This is a genomic window from Aminobacter sp. HY435 (assembly GCF_027568395.1).
Classification (GTDB): Bacteria; Pseudomonadota; Alphaproteobacteria; order Rhizobiales; family Rhizobiaceae; genus Aminobacter.
Window position 1 is genome coordinate 37,787 of record NZ_JANKZL010000005.1, and the last position, 18,436, is coordinate 56,222.

Here is an 18,436-nt window from a genome sequence, read left to right on the forward strand (position 1 = left end):
AACACCCAAGGGAGAGGGAAAATGAAGAACCTGATTGCCAAATTCGCTGGTCTTGCGCTGGCCGTGGGCCTCGCCACCGGCGCTGCCCAGGCTGGCAAGATCGACGAAATTCGCGAACGCGGCACCGTGCGCATCGGCGTGTCGCTCGGCGGCGAGCCGATCGGCTTCCGCGACGCCCAGAACAACCCGGTCGGCTATGACGTCGATGTTGCCACCATGCTGGCTGAAAAGCTCGGCGTGCCGGTCGAGTTCGTCGACGTGTCGGGCGACGCCCGCATCTCGATGCTGGTGTCGGGCCAGATCGACATCGCGGTCGCCAACACCTCGGCGACGCTCGAGCGCGCCAAGTCGGTGGATTTCTCGATCCCCTACAACCGCGCCGGCCTGCGCATCATCGTCCAGAAGGACGCCGGCATCACCTCGCTTGAGGGCCTCGCCGGCAAGAAGATCGTCGTCGGCCGCGGCTCGACCGGCGAAACCTTCATCAAGAAGGCGGCGCCCCAGGCCGAACTCGTCTACACCGACAATTTCTCGCCCGAAGGCGTGCTGCTGCTGCAGCAGAAGCGTGTCGACGCGGCCATCGAGGACTCCTCGCTGCTCGACTATCTCGCCACCAAGAACGAAAACCTGGTGACGCTGCCGGGCCTGCACTCCAACGACCCGATCGGTATCGCTGTCGCCAAGGGCGACGAGGGCTTCGTCCGCTGGATCGACATGTTCGTGTCGGACTACATTCAGAGCGGCGCCTACGAGACCAACTACAAGAAGTGGTGGGGCGAAAGCGCCAACCCGCCGGCGCTGACTCCGCTCTGGTAATTGTGTGGGGCGCTGAGCAGCCCCTCATCCCCTACCGGACCTTCTCCCCGTAGAACGGGGAGAAGGAGGCTGGCCGCAGCACCAGCGCCAATGAAGACTGCCGCAACGCTGACGCCTCCCTCTCCCCGTTCTTGCGGGGAGAGGGTAAGGGTGAGGGGCAATGAAGCTCTCCTGCTATCCGTCCTACGACGTCGCGCGTGGCACGAAGAAAGTCGGCACTGTCACGTCGGCCCTGCCATCGGCAAATGCTGCGGGGTCGCTGAGGAAGCGCAGGATCTCCGCGACATAGGCACCCTTGTCGTAGCCGATGGACGAGATCGGATAGGCCTCGAAATCGGTCAGCGACAGATTGTCGAAACCATAGAGCCGAAACCGCTCGGGGTTGCTGTCCGGAAAGGCTTCGCGATGCACATCCATCACCCCCATCGCCATGGCATCGGACGTGCAGAACACCGCGTCGGGCGTCGGCCATTCGGGCGATTGTGCGGCCAGTCGGCCGCTCTGGTAGGAATAGTCGCCACGCAGTTCGGCAAGCAGTCGGATTCCGCGCTTTGCCATCTCGGCCTTGTAGTTGGCGATGCGCTGCTGCTCGACCGGCGAGGAAACGCGGCCGGTGACCAGTGCCGCCGACCTGACGCCCTTGGCGGCGGCGTCGGCCACCGCTTCGGCGATGCCGATGGCTTCGTCGGGCACGACCGAAGGAGACGAGCCGTCATGCATGCCGTTGAGCATGAGGACGTCGTCGCTGCGGAACATCTTGCGCACGCTGGCCGCGTCGGCGAAGTCGGAGAACACCAGCGCCGCGTCGACATGATAGGCGACGCCGTTGCGCAGGAAATCCTCGATACGCTCGACCGAGCCGACGCGCAGGAAGATGACCTGCTTGCCGATCGACTGGATTTCGCCGATCAGAAGATCGAACAGGTCGAGGTCGGAGAAGTCGTGGATGTGGTTGACGATGACCGCGATCAGGTTGACCGTCTTGGTCGTCAGGCTGCGCGCCAGCAGATTGGGCTTGAAGCCGAGCTTCTCGGCTGCTTCAAGCACTCTCGCCCGCTTGTCGGCCGAGACAGGGCGGTTTTCGCTCGACAGCGCCCGCGAGGCGATGGCGCGCGAGACGCCGGCAAGCTCGGCGACATCGGCGATCGTCGGCGAGGAGCGTCGTTTGCGCGAGCTGTCCATTGTTGCCTTTGCGAAAAGTCGGGCTTGATGTCCGGGTCATGCGGCCGGTAGCGCCGGTGCGGAACTTCATTCGGGAACTGATTTGATGATTACCTGCTTCGACATTGGCGGTTCAACGATAAAAAGCGCGCGCGCCCGTTCGGCCGGCGAAATCGAGATCATCGACCGGGTGGCGACGCCGCTTGACGATTTCTCGGCCTTCGCCGCAGCGCTCGCCGAGCGCGTGGCTCTGGACAAGGGGCAGGCCAAGGGCGTCTCGATCTCCATTGCCGGGGTCGTGGATCCGGTCTCGGGCAGCCTGAAATGCGCCAACATCCCTTGTCTCGACGGACGGATGATCGCCCGCGACCTTGCCGAAGCCATCGGCCTGCCGGTGTGGATCGCCAACGACGCGGATTGTTTCGCGCTGGCCGAGGCAACCAGCGGGGCAGGCAAGGGTCATCGCAACGTCTTCGGCGTCATCCTCGGCACCGGCGTCGGCGGCGGGCTGGTGATCGACGGCCGCATCGTTGCCGGTGCCGGCGGCTATGCCGGGGAGTGGGGGCATGGCAAGGCGCTGCAGACGCGCGTTGGCCAGCCGCCTGTCGAGGTGCCGCATTTCGCTTGCGGCTGCGGCCAGTCTGGTTGCGTCGACACCATCGGCGGGGCACGCGGCATGGAAAAGCTGCACAAGCTGCTGTGTGGCGAGGTGCTGTCGAGCACCGACATCATCGACCGCTGGCGCGAAGGCGAGGCGAAGGCCAACCGCACCATAGATATCTATCTCGAGCTCGTCAGCGTGCCGCTGGCGCTGACGCTGAACATCATCGGCTCGTCCGTCGTGCCGGTTGGCGGCGGCCTGTCCAATGCGCCCGACCTCATCGAGGCGCTCGACCGAGAGGTTCGCGACCGCACCTTGCGGTCGTCGCGCACCCCGCTTCTGGTCAAGGCGGCCCTCGCCACCGAACCGGGCCTGATCGGCGCGGCGGCACTTGGCCATCAGGAGCTTGCCCATGTCTGACAACATCCTGCTCGAAGTCTGCGTCGACAGCCCTCGGGGTCTTGCAGCGGCGATATCAGGCGGCGCCGACCGCATCGAGCTGTGTGCGGCGCTGGAGACCGGGGGGCTGACCCCGTCACCCGGCCTGATGGCGCTGGCGGCCAGGGCGCCGATCCCGGTCTACGCCATGATCCGCTCTCGATCAGGCGATTTCGTCTATGACGAAGCCGATATGGCTGCGCTTCTTGCTGATGTCGACGCCGTCCGCGCCGCCGGTCTCGCCGGCGTGGTGCTGGGCGCCAACCGGCCAGATGGCAGCCTCGACCGGGCAGCGCTTTCGCAACTGGTGGCGCATTCCAGCGGCCTTGGCATGACGCTGCACCGCGCGTTCGATCTGGCCGGCCCGGATTTCGCTGCGGCCATTGACCTCGCGGTTGAACTGGGGTTCGAGCGCATCCTGACCTCAGGCGGCGAGACGACGGCGCTGAAAGGGCTCGCCGCGCTGGCCGCCTGCTTCGCCCACGCCGGCGACCGCATCGCCATCATGCCCGGGTCTGGCGTCAACATTGAAACACTGGGCGCGATCAGGGCGCGGCTGCCGTTCCGCGAAATCCATTCGTCCTGTTCGACGGCATCGGATGTAACGAACTCCAAGGCATTGGAACTCGGCTTCGTCGCGGCGCGTCCCAAGCGCACGGATGCAACCATCGTGCGCGGACTAAAGGCTGCGCTCGCACGCTAGAATAGAGCGCCGTGCGTCCGAATGGACGCGCAAAGGACGCTCTAACTTACTGAGTTGGCGCATCGTGCTTTCCGAACATCGGGTCCGATTTTCGGGCCGATGCGCTAGCCCAGCTCCTTGCTGGAAACCTCGTACAGCGTGGCGTCGGTTGTCCCATCGACACCGACGAGGCTGACCTCGTGCCCCCACAGGCGCTGGATATAGCGCAGCGTCTCGTTGCGGCTGTCCTCGACCAGCGTGCCGCCATGGTGCACCGTGTGCTTCAGCCGAAGCTTGCGGTCGCCACCGAGGTCGGCGGCGACTGCCTGGATGTCGGGCTGGGTCATGCCGACATCGTAGCTGTCGGCAAGTTTCGACCGCACGCGCTCATAACCGCGTTCGTCGTGGATGGCGGTCACCTCGTAATAGGGGTCGGACGATTCCTCGCGCAGCGAAAACAGCCGCATGTCGCGGATCAACGCCGGGCTCAGGAACTGGCGGATGAAGGATTCGTCGCGGTGGCTGGCCCAGGCGTCGAGCAGCGTGCCGCACCAGTCGCCATTGCCGGCGAAATCGGGGAACCAGTCCTTGTCCTCCGCCGTCGGCTCCATGCAGATGCGCTGGATGTCGCGCATCATGTTGAAGCCCAGCGTATAGGGGTTCAGGCCGCCATAACGCGGATCGTCGAAGTGGGGCTGGAACACCACGTTGGAGTGGTTCTGCAGCACTTCCAGCATGGCGCCTTCGCTGATCATGCCCTTGTCGTAGAGGCTGTTCATGATCGTGTAGTGCGTGAAGGTGGCGCAGCCCTCGTTCATCACCTTGGTCTGGCGTTGCGGGTAGAAATACTGCGCGATGACGCGGACGATGCGCAGGATTTCGCGCTGCCAGGCCTTCAGCACCGGGCTGTATTTCTCCAGGAAGTAGAGAAGATTTTCTTCCGGGTATTCGATTGCCGACTGGCGCTCGGAAATGTCGGTCTCCGGCGGGCGCGGCACCTTGGCTTCCGCCGACTGCGGCAAGGTCCGCCACAGGTCGCTGAAGGTCTGCTCCTCGTGTTCCAGCCGTTCGCGGATGCGCGCCTGTTCGCGCTCCACCGACAGGCGAGGTCGCCGGCGGTAGCGGAACACCGCCTGCGGCATCAGCGCATGGGCGGCGTCAAGCACGGCCTCCACCGCCCCCGGTCCGTAACGTTCCTCGCAGCGCGCGATGTAGCTCTTGGCGAACTCCATATAGGCGAGGATCGCGCCCGCATCCGTCCATTGCTGGAACAGGTAGTTGTTCTTGAAGAAGTGATTGTGGCCGAAGGAAGCGTGCGCGATCACCAGCGCCTGCAGCGCCATGGTGTTTTCTTCCATCAGATAGGTGATGCACGGGTTGGAGTTGATCACCAGCTCATAGGCGAGGCCCATGCGGCCGCGGCGATAGAGGTTCGATTCGTGCAGGAAGTGCTTGCCGAAGGACCAGTGCTGGTACATCAGCGGCATGCCGATGGACGAGTAGGCGTCGAGCATCTGCTCGGACGAAATCACCTCGATCTGGTTGGGATAGAAGTCGAGGTGAAGCTCGTCGATGGCGATCTCGCGGATCGCATCATAGGCCCGCGACAGATCGTCGAAATTCCAGTCGGAACTCGTAAACAGCAGCGGCGACGGTTTCGAACGCTTTTCCACCCTTGCACCCTCAACTGCGTTTGGCTGGGGCCGGTTGCTTGGCAAACAGCTCGTGGAACACCGGATAGATGTCGGAGGGCTTGGCGATGCGGGTCATCTCGAAATGCGGCCAAACCTCACTGACCTGGCGATAGGCGTTCCATAGCGACGTGCCATTGTCGGCGTGGCGGAACATCTCGCTCTCGCGCTCGTCGATGATCTCGACATAGGCATAATACTGGCACAGCTTCATCAGCGTCTCGTTGAGCAGCGAGACGCACTTGTCGGAGTCGTTGGGGATGTTGTCGCCGTCCGATGCCTGGGCCGCGTAGATGTTCCAATCCTTGGCCGGATAGCGCGCGCGAATGACGCGCAGCATTTCCTCCAGCGCGGTGGAGACCACGGTTCCGCCGCTCTGGGTGCTGTAGAAGAAGGTGTCCTCGTCGACCTCGGCGGCTTCGTGGGTGTGGCGGATGAAGACGATGTCCGTGCGCTCGTAGCGCCGCTTCAAGAACAGATGCAGCAAAACGAAGAAGCGCTTGGCCAGGTCCTTCTCGCGCTCGCCCATCGAGCCAGAGACGTCCATCAGGCAGAACATCACCGCATTGGCGTTGGGCACCGGCTGCGGCTCGAAGCGCTTGTACCTGATGTCGATGGGGTCGACATAGGGAATGAGCCTGCGCCGCCGCTGCAGCGTTTCCAGCCGCGCCCGCAACTCCGCGAGCTGTTGCGCCTTGGCCGGAGTCGGCCGCTTGTCCTCCTCTTGTTTTGCAATTTGTTCGGAGATGGCGTCGAGTTCGGCCTGCTTCGGCCGTCTCAGCGCGATGCGCCGCCCGAAGCTGTTGAACATGGTGCGCGCAACCGAGATGCTGGTCGGGTTGCCACTGACCGTGTAACCGGCCCGGCGCGGCCGGAAGGTCACGACCTCCTTGAGGTTGAGCTTCACCAGGTCTGGCAGTTCGAGATCCTCGAAGAACAGGTCGAGCACCTCTTCGCGGGTCAGCGCGAACTGGAAGTCGTCTTCGCCTTCGCCGGAGGCGGTGGGTTCCGAACTGCCCTTTCCGCCATTGGCGACGGGTCTTGGAATGCGGTCGCCCGACCCGAACACCTTGTTGCCGGGCAACACCTGCTCGCGGTGGCCGGCATTGCGCGAGCGCTGGAATGTCGGCTCCCCGATCCCCTTGGTGGGGATCGGGATGACCTGATTTGAATCGACCGCGTCGATCTTGCCTGACTTGATCCGGTCGTTGATGGCCCGCTTCAGCTCGTCGCGGGCCCTTCGCAGGAAACGCTGCCGGTTGCCAAGGCTCTTGTCCTTGGGGTTGAGACGCCGATCGATGAAGTTCGGCATGAAAATCCCCGCTTGCGTATCAGCCTGCCTTGTTCACGCGCATGTACCAATCGACCAGCCGCCGGACCTGGCGCTGGGTGTAGCCACGCTCGGTCATGCGTTCGACGAACTCGGCATGCTGCTTTTCAGTCGTGCTGTCGCGCTTGGCGCCGAAGCTGATCACCGGCAACAGGTCCTCGACCTGGCCGAACATGCGCTTCTCGATGACCTCGCGCAGTTTCTCGTAGCTGGTCCACGACGGGTTGCGGCCATTGTTCTTGGCGCGCGCCCTGAGCGTGAATTTCACCACCTCGTTGCGGAAGTCCTTGGGGTTGGCGATGCCGGCCGGCTTCTCGATCTGCGACAGTTCGGAATCGAGGATGCCGCGGTTGAGGATCTGGCCGGTGTCGGGGTCCTTGTAGTCCTGGTCCTCGATCCACGCGTCGGCGTAGGCGATGTAGCGGTCGAACAGGTTCTGCCCGTACTCGCTGTAGGATTCGAGATAGGCCTTCTGGATTTCGTGCCCGATGAACTCGGCATAGCGTGTCGCGATTTCCGACTTGATGAAGTCGAGATAGGACGCCTCGATCTCGCTCGGATACTGCTCGCGCTTGATCGCCTGTTCGAGCACATACATCAGGTGCACGGGGTCGGCTGCGATCTCCTTGGTGTCGTAGTTGAAGGTTTCCGACAGCACCTTGAAGGCGAAGCGCGTGCTCACCCCGGTCATGCCTTCGTCGACGCCGGCCGCATCGCGGTACTCCTGCATCGACTTGGCCTTGGGGTCGACGTCCTTCAGGTTCTCGCCGTCATAGACGCGCATCTTGGTGTAGAGCGGCGAGTTCTCGTGCTCGCTCAGCCGTGTCGAAACGGTGAAGCGGCTGAGCATGTCCAACACTTCCGGGGCGCACGGATTGTTGACCAGTTCGCTCTCGCGCAGCAGCTTGTCGTAGATCAGCCGCTCCTCGGTGACCCGCAGGCAATAGGGCACCTTGACCACCAGGATGCGGTCGAGAAACGCCTCGTTGTTGCGGTTGCTCTTGAACTGCAGCCATTCGGACTCGTTCGAATGCGCCAGCACGATGCCCTGGTAGGGGAAAGCGCCGAAGCTTTCGGTGCCGTTGTAGTTGCCTTCCTGGGTCGCCGTCAGCAGCGGGTGCAGTACCTTGATCGGCGCCTTGAACATCTCGACGAATTCGAGCAGCCCTTGCGTCGTCCGGTTGAGCCCGCCGCTGTAGGAATAGGCGTCGGGATCGGCCTGGCTGAAGTTTTCCAGCTTGCGGATGTCGACCTTGCCGACCAACGCCGAGACGTCCTGGTTGTTTTCGTCGCCGGGCTCGGTCTTGGCGATGCAGATCTGGCGCAGCCGCGACGGCATCAGCTTGACGACCGAGAATTTCGACACGTCGCCTTCCGCCTCGTCGAGGCGCTTGGCGGCCCAGGGTGAAATCAGTCCGGTCAGGCGGCGGCGCGCGATGCCGTACTTCTCTTCAAGCAGCGCGCCCATGCGTTCGGGATGGAACAGCCCGAGCGGCGATTCGAAGATCGGGCTGACCTGGCCGTTGATCTTCAGCGTGTAGATCGGCCGCTCTTCCATCAGCTTCTTCAGCCGCTCAGCGAGCGACGACTTGCCGCCGCCGACCGGGCCGAGCAGATACAGGATCTGCTTGCGTTCCTCGAGCCCCTGCGCGGCGTAGCGGAAGTAGCCGACGATCCGTTCGATCGTGTCTTCCATGCCGTAGAACTCGGCAAATGCCGGATATATCTTGATTGTTCGGTTTGCGAATATGCGCCCGAGGCGGGCGTCGGCGCTCGTGTCGACCAGGGTCGGCGTGCCTATGGCGTCGACCATTCGTTCGGCCGCCGTCGCATACATCGCCGGCTGCTCGCGGCAGGCAAGCAGATATTGCTGGAGACTCATCTCCTCGGTGGTCTGGCTGCTGTAGATTTCCGAGAAGAGGTTGAAGACGTCATTCTCGCGTGTTTGCATGGCACCCTCACAATGCCGAAGACGGTGGAAGTGTAACACCACTTCGGGTCTTTGCCTTCATCTCAACTTCCCGGACCCATCAAAGTTCCCCACAGATTTGCGTGATCGCACATTTGCTGCGAACGAAATGTCCGGGGGCACGGCGATCCATTCGCCGCCGCGCACAAGCAGTGCGAAATCGTGGCGTTTTCATCGACTTGGGGAAGCGCATGTCGGCGATACCAGCCGCCGTTTTCGGCGATTTTGCGTCGTCGTCGGCAGTTGATTTCGCGCACCTTGCAAGCAGACACGTTTTGCACGCCCACCCGGTTTCAATGCCGGCGGCACGAGATGGCAACCGGCTGCCCGCTAGGGTGTCCAATGCGCGTGTCGCGGCACGCTCCACCTCAATCGTAGAGGCCTAGCATCGTACGGTCGTGCAGCTCTGGTGGACTTGGGTCCTCGGCTTCGGCTTCATAGTGGCAGTGTACAAGGTCTCGGGGAGGTCCCTTCTCTGAGAGGCTTCCGATCTTGCCCTATGGAGCCTCTCGACAAGACCAACAATCGCAACGAGGCCTTGAGGGCGGAGACTAAACACCTAGGGTCAGGACTCATTGATCCAGAAGATGACGGTTGCGGCGATGCAGATTGCCGAGAAGAAGGTGTGGGCGCATCGGTCGTATCTGGTTGCGATGCGCCGCCAGTCCTTGAGCTTGGCGAACAGGTTCTCGACCTTGTGGCGCTGCCGATAGATGTCTTTGTCGTAGGCGAAGGGGATTTTCCGGCTTCGGCTTGAAGGGATACACGGGGTGATGCCCCTGTCGGTGAGCGCCTGCCGGAACCAGGCACTGTCATAGCCCCGGTCGGCGATGAGGTGGGTGGCAATTGGCAGCGCATCGATCACCATGGCTGCGCCCTTGTGATCGCTGACCTGTCCGGCGCTGAGCTTGAGGATGATTGGCCGCCCGGCTTGATCGCAAACGGCATGGAGCTTGGAGTTCAATCCGCCCTTGGTGCGTCCGATATGGCGGGGAACATCCCCTTTTTAAGCAGGCTCGCCGCGGTACGGTGGGCCTTCAGGTGAGTGGCATCGATCATGATCCGCTCCGGTCTGGGACCGGCCTGACTGAGCGCGGCGAAAATCTTGTCGAACACGCCCAATCGGCTCCAGCGCATGAAGCGGTTGTAGAGCGTCTTGTGCGGGCCATAGGCCTTGGGCGCATCCTTCCACTGCAAGCCATTGCGGATCACGTAGACAATCCCGCTCACAACGCGGCGGTCATCGACCCGTGGCACGCCATGGGCCAACGGAAAATGAGGCGACAGCCGCGCCATCTGGGACGGGCTCAGCAAAAACAAATCATCCATCAGATACTCCAGGCGAGAATCTGAATCACAAATCAATCCAGATTAATAGGTCCTGACCCTAGGCTCCGCCATCATCGGCCAAATGTTCATCTGAAGCCAGCATCCAGAGCACTAGTGCCTAAGGTGACCGTGAAGACACCGGAAAGGGTTGCATTGAGATAAGGAGAGGATGAAGCGATAGCTGTCTCTCGTTCAGGGTGTCTCCCTCCTCTTCGCGACCATCAGGAATCAGCTAAGGCTAGGGAGATGCAAAACTAGGCGGTGCCTTATGGATCACGACGAATTACTCAAAGTCACCCCCAGGAGCTGGGCAAACCAACGTGTCCACTTCTTCAAGTATATGAGCTTGGGGACCGCCAGAATTGTTTTATCGAACACGACCCTTCGATGGTCTACCCCCGGCACATTGAACGATCCATACGACATTCAGTTCGATCTTCAATTGTCGGTTGATAGAAGCCGTTTGCGTCCCATGGCAGTGGCCAAACTTTGGAAGGTTTTCAAGGGTAAGAGCGTTGTTTCGGAAGCGAACGGTCTTGGACAACTAATTGCTTACATGGGGACTCAGCTGCCGCATTATCCCAGAAGTGAATTTGAACGGGAGTTCGGCGAGGCCATCGACGAAGGCTTTGAGCGCATGATGGCAGCTCTGCCCGGCGTTAATGCGGAAGTCCGAGAGAAAATGGCGGATAGCAAAGTGCTCTGCCTCACGACCGATCCCACAAGTCCCCCTATGTGGGCGCACTATGCGGACAACAATCGAGGAGTGGTGCTACGGTTTCGCTCGATCCCTGCATTTGATAGCGCTTTTGGTATGGCGAAGCCTGTCGATTATGTTGAGGAACTGCCAAAACTATTAGACGAAGAATTTCTAGCTGAGATGTTTGCGGGGAGGTCATCGATTGACCCGGTCATCGCTGCCAACCGCATGGTGTTTACCAAGGGAGCGGATTGGTCCTACGAGAAGGAATGGCGTATCTTCTCTGGTGCGGGACGTAACAAGAGGGCCGAGTCTGAAGACCTCCCGTTCCATACATTGGAGTTGGACGGGATAATTGCCGGCCTTCGCATGCCCGTAGCAGACCGCAAAGAGCTTGAAGGTCTCGCTTCGCGCTATTCAAACGTTGAACTTATGGAGGCCTGTCGGTCGACTTCATCCTTAAAGCACGAGATTCGCACTCTTTCCTAAGGGCGGAATAGCTGAAACCGCGTCGACGAAGTAAAGCTAACTGCCCGGAAAGCCACAAGGGGTGCCTCACGCGAGCGCTTCAATCTACGTGACAGTTGCAGAACTTCCCCCCCCTGGTGGGGTCCAGGATCGCACGGAGGTAGAAGGTGCCCTTCGCCCTTCCCGCCCAGGCCCCACACCTCCACGAGCGACTTCAAGCTCCGAGCCAAGGCTCCTTTTTATGACAGACGGGCACACCCACGGCAGCATTTGGGACACAACGCTGGGACACCGGATAAGTCGACCATCCTGCTAAGTCTCTAATTTTGCTAGTTTTATTGAGCTGAAAATTAGCTGGCGGAGAGAGCGGGATTCGAACCCGCGATACGGTTCCCCGTATACACACTTTCCAGGCGTGCGCCTTCAACCACTCGGCCACCTCTCCGCATACGCGCCTTGCGCCGGCCGGTTAACCGGGCTGGTTGGGAGTGCACGCATCTCCTGGGCGTTGGCTTGCGGCTCGAAAAGCCGACAATCGGGCGCGTTCAACCTCTCGCGACCCGTCCGCCTGCCGCCGAATGCGTTGTTCTGCGTTCGACTGCCGGGCTCATCTAGTCGATCCTGCGGCGCTTGCCAAGCGTTGACATGGCAAATCTTGCAGTCGATGTGCGGGTTGTCGGCAAAATAGCCGCGGCGTCGCCGTCGCGCCCGCCGCGCCGGTGGAAATCGCAAGACGCGGACCGCTGTCGCCTTGCCAGTCTTTGCCGCCATGCCGCAGACTGCGGCGCGCCTGCGAAGCGCAGCCAAGGGGAAGCCAATGTCCGAGCCAGCGCAAAGCGCCCAACAAAGCGAAAACGCCCAACAAAGCGAAAATGCCATTGTCAGGTGGTTGCCGGTGGCATGGCTTTGCCTGGTGATGGTGCTGTCGGCGCGCGGCATCGACGGCGGCGTCAGCTTCCTGCTGGGCTTCACCCCGAGCGACAGCGTCTTTTACTTCGTGCTCCTGTCGGCGATCGTCGGCGGCGTGACCATTTTGTGGGGGCTTTGGCTGCTTCTCCTCGCCTATAGCCGCTCGGCGCGGTTTCCACGCCAGTTCACGCTCTGGCAGTCCGCCCTGATCGTCGTCATGCTCGTCAAGCAGGGCTACATCCTGATCGCGCCGGACTTCGCCGTCACAGCCTGGACGATCGCCTGGGCCGTCGGCGAAGTGGCGGTCGGCGTCGCCATGATCTGCCTGGTCAACAGCCGCGGCGCGACGCAGACGCTGGTAAGTGGTGAGCAGGACACGACCCCGCGGCCGGTCGTCATCGCCATTGCGGCCGTTCTCGGCGTCTTCGTCGGCGGTGCTGCGGGGGCGGCGCTGGGGCTTGTCGTCGGCTCCGTCATCTCCGAGGCCACCGACATGAGCTGCTTTGAGGGCGGCTGCGGTTATTTCGCCATCATGGTGGGCATCGTCGGATGCCTGGTCGGCGCCGTCGTGGGTGGCATCTTCGCGGCATGGCTCGCCGCCCGTCGCCGGCGCGCCGCTTAGCCATTTGCCTGTCAATTCGCCGTGTCCGCGATTGCACAGATTGGCCGCACATCCTATTTCTGCAGTCGAAACGATATCCAGGACCTCTGATGATCCGCTTCGTGTTCCGCCTCGCCGCTGCAATCGCCCTTTCGGTCGCCGTCATCATGGCGGTGCTCGACGCGACACGCACGGTTGCGGTCTCGCGGCTGGTCATGACGCCGCTTGACACCAGCTGGGCGACAGCCTCGCCGACCACGCTTGCGGCGACTGAAAGTTTCGTCCGCGAAAACACCGGCCCCGCCTTCTGGGACAGCTTCGTCGTGCCCGTCCTCGACCTGCCGGGCTTCGCCATCTTCGCTGTTCTCGCCTTCCTGTTCTACGCGGTGGGCCACCGGCGCCGCCCGGGACGTTTCACGGCAGAGGTCTGAGTTTTCCGCCACCCCGGCGGTGCTGCGATATCGGCACAACGACAAGGGAGACTGGACGTGTTTTTCCTGAGCGACATGCTGAACAAGAAGCTCAAGATGCCGGCGCCCGGCGAGGCGTTGCCCGGCCGCGACCGGCCCATCCCGACGGCTGCCAAGCATTACGTATCCAAGCGTCCGCTGAAGGGGCCTCATCCTGAAGGTCTCGAAACCGCGATGTTCGGCCTTGGCTGCTTCTGGGGCGCCGAGCGGCTGTTCTGGCAGACGCCGGGCATCTGGGTCACCGCGGTCGGTTATGCCGGCGGGCTGACCCCCAACCCGACCTACCAGGAAACCTGCACCGGCCTCACCGGCCACGCCGAGGTCGTGCTGGTGGTCTACGATCCCGGGCAGGTCAGCTACGGCGAGCTGCTGAAGATCTTCTGGGAAGCCCACGATCCGACCCAGGGCATGCGCCAGGGCAATGATGTCGGCACGACGTACCGCTCGGCCATCTATACGTTCGGCGAAGCCCAGCATGCCGAAGCAATCGCCGCGCGCGACGCCTACCAGGCCGCGCTCAAGGCGGCTGGCCGCGACAAGATCACCACCGAAATCGAGCCGGCTCCGGTGTTCTACTTCGCCGAGGATGAACACCAGCAGTATCTCGCCAAGAATCCCTACGGCTATTGCGGGTTGAAGGGCACCGGCGTTGCTTGCGCCATTCCACAGCCGGCGCAAGCTTAGGTCATCGTTTCACGGCGCATTTGCCGGGCCACAGCATTTTTCCAAAAGGTCAAGATTCCGCGTGAATTTTGTCTTGGCCCGTGCAAGATATGCCCAATGCGCGGGGGGATATGGGCCTCGCCATGCGCCGTGCGCAGCCCCAGAGAATGGTTCGCGCGGTGATCGAAAAAGACAACCGACAGGGTGTGGATCACATGAAACGTATCGTTCTTGGCCTTCTGGCGGCCACCGCCATGTGCCTTCCGGCGCTCGCCGCAGACGTGCAGCCTGCGCTGCTCTACGATCTCGGTGGCAAGTTCGACAAGTCGTTCAACGAAGCGTCCTTCAACGGCGCCGAGAAGTTCAAGGCCGAGACCGGCATCGAATATGTCGAGTTCGAGGTTTCCAACGCTTCGCAGCGCGAGCAGGCGCTTCGCCGCTTCGCCGAAGACGGCCGCAACCCGATCGTCATGGCCGGCTTTGCCTGGTCCGAGGCGCTCGACAAGGTCGCTGCCGACTATCCCGACCTCAAGTTCGCCATCATCGACATGGTCGTCGACAAGCCGAACATCCGCTCGGTGGTCTTCAAGGAGCATGAAGGGTCCTACCTCGTCGGCGTCATGGCCGCTCTTGCATCGCAGTCCAAGAAGGTCGGCTTCGTCGGCGGCATGGATGTTCCGCTGATCCGCAAGTTCGGCTGCGGCTATGTCGGCGGCGCCAAGTCCGCTGGCGCGACCGAAGTCATCGAAAACATGACCGGCGACACGCCTGCTGCCTGGAACGATCCGACCAAGGGCGGCGAAATCGCCAAGACCCAGATCTCGCAGGGCGCAGACGTCATCTACGCAGCGGCCGGCGGCACCGGCGTCGGCGTGCTCCAGGCTGCCGCCGACGGCGGCAAGCTCGGCATCGGCGTCGATTCCAACCAGAACGGCCTGCACCCGGGCAAGGTGCTGACCTCGATGCTCAAGCGCGTCGACACCGCCGTCTACAACGCCTTCATGGATGCCAAGAACGACAAGTTCTCGGCGGGTGTGAACAATCTCGGCCTCAAGGAAGGCGGCGTTGACTACGCGATGGACGACAACAACAAGGCGCTCGTCACCGACGACATGAAGGCAGCGGTCGAAAAGGCCAAGGCCGACATCATCGCCGGCACCGTCCAGGTCCACGACTACACTTCGGACGACAAGTGCCCCTATTGATCGCTTAGAGCGGTTCTAGAGCAAGCCACCGGGCGCAAGCCTGGTGGCTTTGTTTCATGGCAAGCGGGAGAATTCGGCGACGGGGCAGGGCGATCGTGGGGAGCGGTGATCGATGTTCACGGTAACCGGCATAGGCGGCTTTTTCTTTCGCGCCAGCGATCCACGGGCGCTGGCGGCCTAGTACGAAAAGCATCTCGGCATCTTCGATATCGCACGCGGCAGCCGGCATCGCCGTCGAGACCCGGGCTGAATGGGATTCCGAGGTCGGGCGCTTCTGCCGTATCCACGACCCCGAAGGAAATCCCGTCGAGTTGTGGCAGCCGTCGGACGCAGGCGGGCTCTGAGCGGCGCGCCTAGTAGTGCGGCGGCTTGGTGATCGGAGTGTCGGTCAACGCCTGCTCTTCAAGCACCAGGAAGCGGTCGGTCAGGGCGTCGAGTTTTTTCTGCATGCGCTCGATCACTTTCCATTGCTCGGCGATCTCTGCGGAAAGCTCCTCGATGGTCTTTTCCTGCTCGGCGCTGCGGATTTCGAGCGTTGTCAGCCGGTCGTCGGACATGGTGTTCGCTGCTCCTGTGCGATCCGGTTCTTGCCATGCGCTTCGACGAAGTTGCCACATGGCAAGCGTTTGTCGAGAGCGCAAAGCCCAGCCGATTGGCAGGGCCGGAAGGGCGTGCTAGCTCTTTCGGTGAGCCATAACAAGAACATAAGAACGTGAAGTGGGACGGTCGTATGGCGGAAGCAGCAATCGAGCTGGTCGGCATCAACAAGAGTTTCGGCGCGGTGCGCGCCAACCGCGACATCGCGCTGGAGATTCCGCGCGGCACTATCCACGGAATCATCGGAGAGAACGGCGCCGGCAAGTCGACGCTGATGTCGATCCTCTATGGTTTCTACCAGGCCGACAGCGGCGAGATCCGCGTCAACGGCAGGACCGCCAGCATCAAGACGCCCAACGACGCCATCGCCGCCGGCATCGGCATGGTCCACCAGCACTTCATGCTGGTCGAGAACTTCTCGGTGCTCGAAAACGTCATCCTTGGCGCCGAAGGCGAGGCGCTGCTCAACAAGTCGATTGCCAAGGCGCGCTCCGAGCTGCGCCGCCTCGAGCAGGAATACGGGCTGGAAGTCGATCCCGACGCCATCATCGAGGAGCTGCCGGTCGGCCTGCAGCAGCGCGTCGAAATCCTCAAGGCGCTCTACCGCGGCGCCGAGATCCTGATCCTTGACGAACCGACCGGGGTGCTGACCCCGGCCGAAGCCGATCACCTGTTCCGGATCCTCCAGCAGCTCAAGGACCAGGGCAAGACGGTGGTGCTGATCACCCACAAGCTGCGCGAGATCATGGCCATCACCGACAACGTCTCGGTCATGCGCCAAGGCACCATGGTCGCAACCCGCAAGACCAGCGAGACGACTGTCGAGGAACTGGCCGAGCTGATGGTCGGCCGCCGCGTGCTGCTGCGCGTCGAAAAGGGCGAGGCAAAGCCTGGCCCCGTCAAGCTTGCGGTCAAGGGTCTGACGGTCAAGGATTCGCGCGGCGTCACCATGGTCGACAACGTCTCCTTCGACATCCGCGCCGGCGAGATCGTCGGCATCGCCGGTGTCGCTGGCAACGGCCAGTCCGAACTGATGGAAGCCGTTTCGGGCATCCGCAAGGCTGTCTCAGGCACTGTCATGCTCGATGGCAAGCCGATCGACCTGACTGGCCAAGCCGACCCTGGCGAGTTGCGCGACCGCGGCCTCGCCCATGTGCCGGAGGACAGGCATCATGTCGGCCTGGTGCTCGCCTTCGACGAAAGCGAGAACTCGATCCTCGGCTATCACGACAAGCCGCAATATCTCAAAGGCCCGTTCCTCAATCTCGACGCGATCCAGAAGGACGCGCAGGAAAAGATCGAGAAATACGACATCCGGCCGGCCAATCCCCGGCTCAAGACCGCCAATTTCTCCGGCGGCAACCAGCAAAAGATCGTGCTCGCACGCGAAATCGAACAGGATCCCGGCGTGCTGATCGTCGGCCAGCCGACCCGTGGCGTCGACGTCGGCGCCATCGAATTCATCCACAAGCGCCTGATCGCGATGCGCGACCAGGGCAAGGCGGTGCTGCTGGTCTCGGTCGAGCTCGACGAGATCCGCTCGCTGTCCGACCGCATCCTGGTGATGTTCGCTGGCCGCGTCGTCGGCGAGCGCGGGCCCGAAACGAGCGAAGGCGAGCTTGGGCTTCTCATGGCAGGCGTCGAACACAAGGAGGCCGCCGAATGAGCACGCCTTACGCAAAACTCCCGGCCTGGGCCGACTACGGACTGATCCCGCTGATCAACCTTCTGGTGGCCTTTGCGGTCGCCGGCCTTGTCGTGCTTTTGGTCGGCGAAAATCCCTTCCGTGCCGCCGTCATCCTCGTCGAGGGTGCTTTCGGCAGCGGGCAGGGCATCGCCTACACGCTGTTTTACGCCACCAATTTCATCTTCACCGGGCTCGCGGTGGCCGTCGCCTTCCACTGCGGCCTGTTCAACATCGGCGGTGAGGGCCAGGCCTACATCGCCGGCCTCGGCGTCGCGGCCGTGGCGCTGACCTTCGACAGCACCTTGCCGTGGTGGGTGATCTTCCCGCTTGCGATCATCGCCTCGGCGCTGGTCGGCGCGCTCTGGGCGCTGATCCCGGCCTATCTGCAGGCCAAGCGCGGTTCGCACATCGTCATCACCACCATCATGTTCAATTTCATCGCCGCCTCGGTGATGGTCTACATGCTGGTCAACGTGCTGAAGCCGGTCGGCGCGATGGCGCCGCAGACCAGGCAGTTTCTCGAGGGCGCGCAACTGCCCAAGCTCGGTTGGCTGTTGACCGAGCTCGGCATGAAGGTGCGTCCTTCGGTGCCGCTCAACATCTCGTTCGTTCTGGCGCTGGTCATGGCCTTCCTGGTCTGGGTGCTGATCTGGCGCACCAAGCTCGGCTACGAGATCCGCACCATGGGCTTCAGCCCCAAGGCCGCGCGCTACGCCGGCATTTCCGAGTCGCGCATCATCATCGTCACCATGCTGATTTCGGGCGCGCTCGCCGGCATGATGGCCATCAACCCGCTGATGGGCGACCAGCACAATGTGCCGCTCGACTTCGTCGGCGGCGCCGGTTTCGTCGGCATCGCGGTGGCGCTGATGGGCCGCTCGCACCCCGCCGGCATCGTGCCGGCGGCGATCCTGTTCGGCATGCTCTACCAGGGCGGCGCCGAGCTGGCCTTCGAGATGCCCAACATCAGCCGCGACATGATCGTCATCATCCAGGGCCTGGTGATCCTGTTTGCGGGTGCGCTGGAAAACATGTTCCGGCCGACGATCCAGGGCATCTTTGCCACATTGAGTCCGAAGTCGGTTGGCGTCGTGGCGGCCAAAGGGGAGCGTGCCTGAA

Annotated in this window: 16 protein-coding genes, 1 tRNA gene and 1 pseudogene; 11 read left to right on the forward strand and 7 right to left on the reverse strand. The window is 62.4% G+C overall.

Going from position 1 to position 18,436, the window contains the following annotated elements; all coding sequences use genetic code 11:
• Positions 1-21: 21 nt before the first annotated feature.
• Positions 22-816: a transporter substrate-binding domain-containing protein gene (locus tag PCJ21_RS07385; RefSeq protein WP_269930749.1), complete on the forward strand. Its 795-nt coding sequence runs from the start codon at positions 22-24 to the stop codon at positions 814-816.
• A 183-nt stretch (positions 817-999) separates the two neighbouring features.
• On the opposite strand, the gene PCJ21_RS07390 is transcribed toward PCJ21_RS07385, so the two are convergent.
• Positions 1,000-1,998 (reverse strand): LacI family DNA-binding transcriptional regulator, encoded by a 999-nt coding sequence (locus PCJ21_RS07390; RefSeq protein WP_269930750.1) that lies wholly within the window; start codon positions 1,996-1,998, stop codon positions 1,000-1,002.
• Between the two features lie 85 nt (positions 1,999-2,083).
• Between PCJ21_RS07390 and PCJ21_RS07395 the strand changes: the two genes are divergently transcribed.
• Together PCJ21_RS07395 and PCJ21_RS07400 are read left to right on the forward strand one after the other, a co-directional pair.
• A complete protein-coding gene (locus tag PCJ21_RS07395; protein ID WP_269930751.1) occupies positions 2,084-2,998 on the forward strand; it encodes an ROK family protein in 915 nt (304 codons plus the stop codon).
• The gene (locus tag PCJ21_RS07400) at positions 2,991-3,719 is read left to right on the forward strand and encodes a copper homeostasis protein CutC (RefSeq protein ID WP_269930752.1); all 729 of its coding nucleotides are present in this window, start codon (positions 2,991-2,993) and stop codon (positions 3,717-3,719) included. Before PCJ21_RS07395 ends, PCJ21_RS07400 begins: the two co-directional genes overlap by 8 nt.
• A 104-nt stretch (positions 3,720-3,823) precedes the next feature.
• Here the strand turns inward: PCJ21_RS07400 and PCJ21_RS07405 are convergent, their stop codons facing one another.
• The 4 genes from PCJ21_RS07405 to PCJ21_RS07420 all read right to left on the reverse strand — a co-directional run bounded on the left by PCJ21_RS07405 (position 3,824) and on the right by PCJ21_RS07420 (position 10,017).
• Entirely contained in the window at positions 3,824-5,371 is a 1,548-nt protein-coding gene (locus PCJ21_RS07405; protein WP_269930753.1) for a SpoVR family protein, read from the reverse strand.
• A 10-nt stretch (positions 5,372-5,381) separates the two neighbouring features.
• Complete coding sequence (locus tag PCJ21_RS07410) at positions 5,382-6,701, reverse strand: YeaH/YhbH family protein (protein ID WP_269930754.1); 1,320 nt, start codon at positions 6,699-6,701, stop codon at positions 5,382-5,384.
• A gap of 19 nt (positions 6,702-6,720) precedes the next feature.
• Positions 6,721-8,670 (reverse strand): PrkA family serine protein kinase, encoded by a 1,950-nt coding sequence (locus PCJ21_RS07415; RefSeq protein WP_269930755.1) that lies wholly within the window; start codon positions 8,668-8,670, stop codon positions 6,721-6,723.
• Between the two features lie 583 nt (positions 8,671-9,253).
• Positions 9,254-10,017, reverse strand: a protein-coding gene (locus PCJ21_RS07420) for an IS5 family transposase (RefSeq protein ID WP_269930756.1) whose coding sequence is annotated in 2 segments (ribosomal slippage) — positions 9,254-9,684 and positions 9,684-10,017 — 765 coding nt in all. Because the reading frame shifts where the segments join, the coding sequence is not laid out codon by codon here.
• Positions 10,018-10,285: 268 nt separating this feature from the next.
• Here PCJ21_RS07420 and PCJ21_RS07425 point away from each other — a divergent pair.
• A complete protein-coding gene (locus PCJ21_RS07425; RefSeq protein WP_269930757.1) occupies positions 10,286-11,206 on the forward strand; it encodes a DUF2971 domain-containing protein in 921 nt (306 codons plus the stop codon).
• Positions 11,207-11,540: 334 nt separating this feature from the next.
• Here the strand turns inward: PCJ21_RS07425 and PCJ21_RS07430 are convergent.
• Positions 11,541-11,630, reverse strand: a tRNA-Ser gene (locus PCJ21_RS07430).
• A gap of 450 nt (positions 11,631-12,080) precedes the next feature.
• On the opposite strand from PCJ21_RS07430, the gene PCJ21_RS07435 reads away from it, so the two are divergent.
• From PCJ21_RS07435 to PCJ21_RS07455, 5 genes and pseudogenes are all read left to right on the forward strand, one after another.
• Positions 12,081-12,716, forward strand: a complete 636-nt coding sequence (locus PCJ21_RS07435; RefSeq protein WP_269930758.1) for a hypothetical protein — start codon at positions 12,081-12,083, stop codon at positions 12,714-12,716.
• Between the two features lie 89 nt (positions 12,717-12,805).
• On the forward strand, positions 12,806-13,126 hold the full coding sequence (locus PCJ21_RS07440; protein WP_269930759.1) for a hypothetical protein: 321 nt from the start codon (positions 12,806-12,808) through the stop codon (positions 13,124-13,126).
• A 57-nt stretch (positions 13,127-13,183) separates the two neighbouring features.
• Positions 13,184-13,849, forward strand: coding sequence for a peptide-methionine (S)-S-oxide reductase MsrA (gene msrA / locus PCJ21_RS07445; protein ID WP_269930760.1), 666 nt, complete (start codon positions 13,184-13,186; stop codon positions 13,847-13,849).
• Between the two features lie 194 nt (positions 13,850-14,043).
• Complete coding sequence (locus tag PCJ21_RS07450) at positions 14,044-15,033, forward strand: BMP family lipoprotein (protein ID WP_269930761.1); 990 nt, start codon at positions 14,044-14,046, stop codon at positions 15,031-15,033.
• A gap of 112 nt (positions 15,034-15,145) precedes the next feature.
• A pseudogene (locus tag PCJ21_RS07455) lies at positions 15,146-15,377 on the forward strand (VOC family protein).
• 9 nt (positions 15,378-15,386) lie between these two features.
• On the opposite strand, the gene PCJ21_RS07460 reads toward PCJ21_RS07455, so the two are convergent.
• Complete coding sequence (locus PCJ21_RS07460) at positions 15,387-15,590, reverse strand: SlyX family protein (protein WP_269930762.1); 204 nt, start codon at positions 15,588-15,590, stop codon at positions 15,387-15,389.
• 173 nt (positions 15,591-15,763) lie between these two features.
• Between PCJ21_RS07460 and PCJ21_RS07465 the strand changes: the two genes are divergently transcribed.
• Both PCJ21_RS07465 and PCJ21_RS07470 read left to right on the forward strand, forming a co-directional pair.
• A complete protein-coding gene (locus tag PCJ21_RS07465; protein ID WP_269930763.1) occupies positions 15,764-17,296 on the forward strand; it encodes an ABC transporter ATP-binding protein in 1,533 nt (510 codons plus the stop codon).
• Entirely contained in the window at positions 17,293-18,435 is a 1,143-nt protein-coding gene (locus tag PCJ21_RS07470; protein WP_269930764.1) for an ABC transporter permease, read from the forward strand. The genes PCJ21_RS07465 and PCJ21_RS07470 overlap by 4 nt, the downstream gene beginning before the upstream one ends.
• Position 18,436 lies beyond the last annotated feature (1 nt).

What these genes read in the sequence shown, in the direction of transcription:
- PCJ21_RS07385 (WP_269930749.1), top strand. Translation starts at nt 22, where the DNA reads ATGAAGAACCTGATTGCCAAATTCGCTGGTCTTGCGCTGGCCGTGGGC.
- PCJ21_RS07390 (WP_269930750.1), bottom strand. Translation starts at nt 1,998, where the DNA reads ATGGACAGCTCGCGCAAACGACGCTCCTCGCCGACGATCGCCGATGTC.
- PCJ21_RS07395 (WP_269930751.1), top strand. Translation starts at nt 2,084, where the DNA reads ATGATTACCTGCTTCGACATTGGCGGTTCAACGATAAAAAGCGCGCGC.
- PCJ21_RS07400 (WP_269930752.1), top strand. Translation starts at nt 2,991, where the DNA reads ATGTCTGACAACATCCTGCTCGAAGTCTGCGTCGACAGCCCTCGGGGT.
- PCJ21_RS07410 (WP_269930754.1), bottom strand. Translation starts at nt 6,701, where the DNA reads ATGCCGAACTTCATCGATCGGCGTCTCAACCCCAAGGACAAGAGCCTT.
- PCJ21_RS07415 (WP_269930755.1), bottom strand. Translation starts at nt 8,670, where the DNA reads ATGCAAACACGCGAGAATGACGTCTTCAACCTCTTCTCGGAAATCTAC.
- PCJ21_RS07425 (WP_269930757.1), top strand. Translation starts at nt 10,286, where the DNA reads ATGGATCACGACGAATTACTCAAAGTCACCCCCAGGAGCTGGGCAAAC.
- PCJ21_RS07440 (WP_269930759.1), top strand. Translation starts at nt 12,806, where the DNA reads ATGATCCGCTTCGTGTTCCGCCTCGCCGCTGCAATCGCCCTTTCGGTC.
- PCJ21_RS07450 (WP_269930761.1), top strand. Translation starts at nt 14,044, where the DNA reads ATGAAACGTATCGTTCTTGGCCTTCTGGCGGCCACCGCCATGTGCCTT.
- PCJ21_RS07460 (WP_269930762.1), bottom strand. Translation starts at nt 15,590, where the DNA reads ATGTCCGACGACCGGCTGACAACGCTCGAAATCCGCAGCGCCGAGCAG.
- PCJ21_RS07465 (WP_269930763.1), top strand. Translation starts at nt 15,764, where the DNA reads ATGGCGGAAGCAGCAATCGAGCTGGTCGGCATCAACAAGAGTTTCGGC.
- PCJ21_RS07470 (WP_269930764.1), top strand. Translation starts at nt 17,293, where the DNA reads ATGAGCACGCCTTACGCAAAACTCCCGGCCTGGGCCGACTACGGACTG.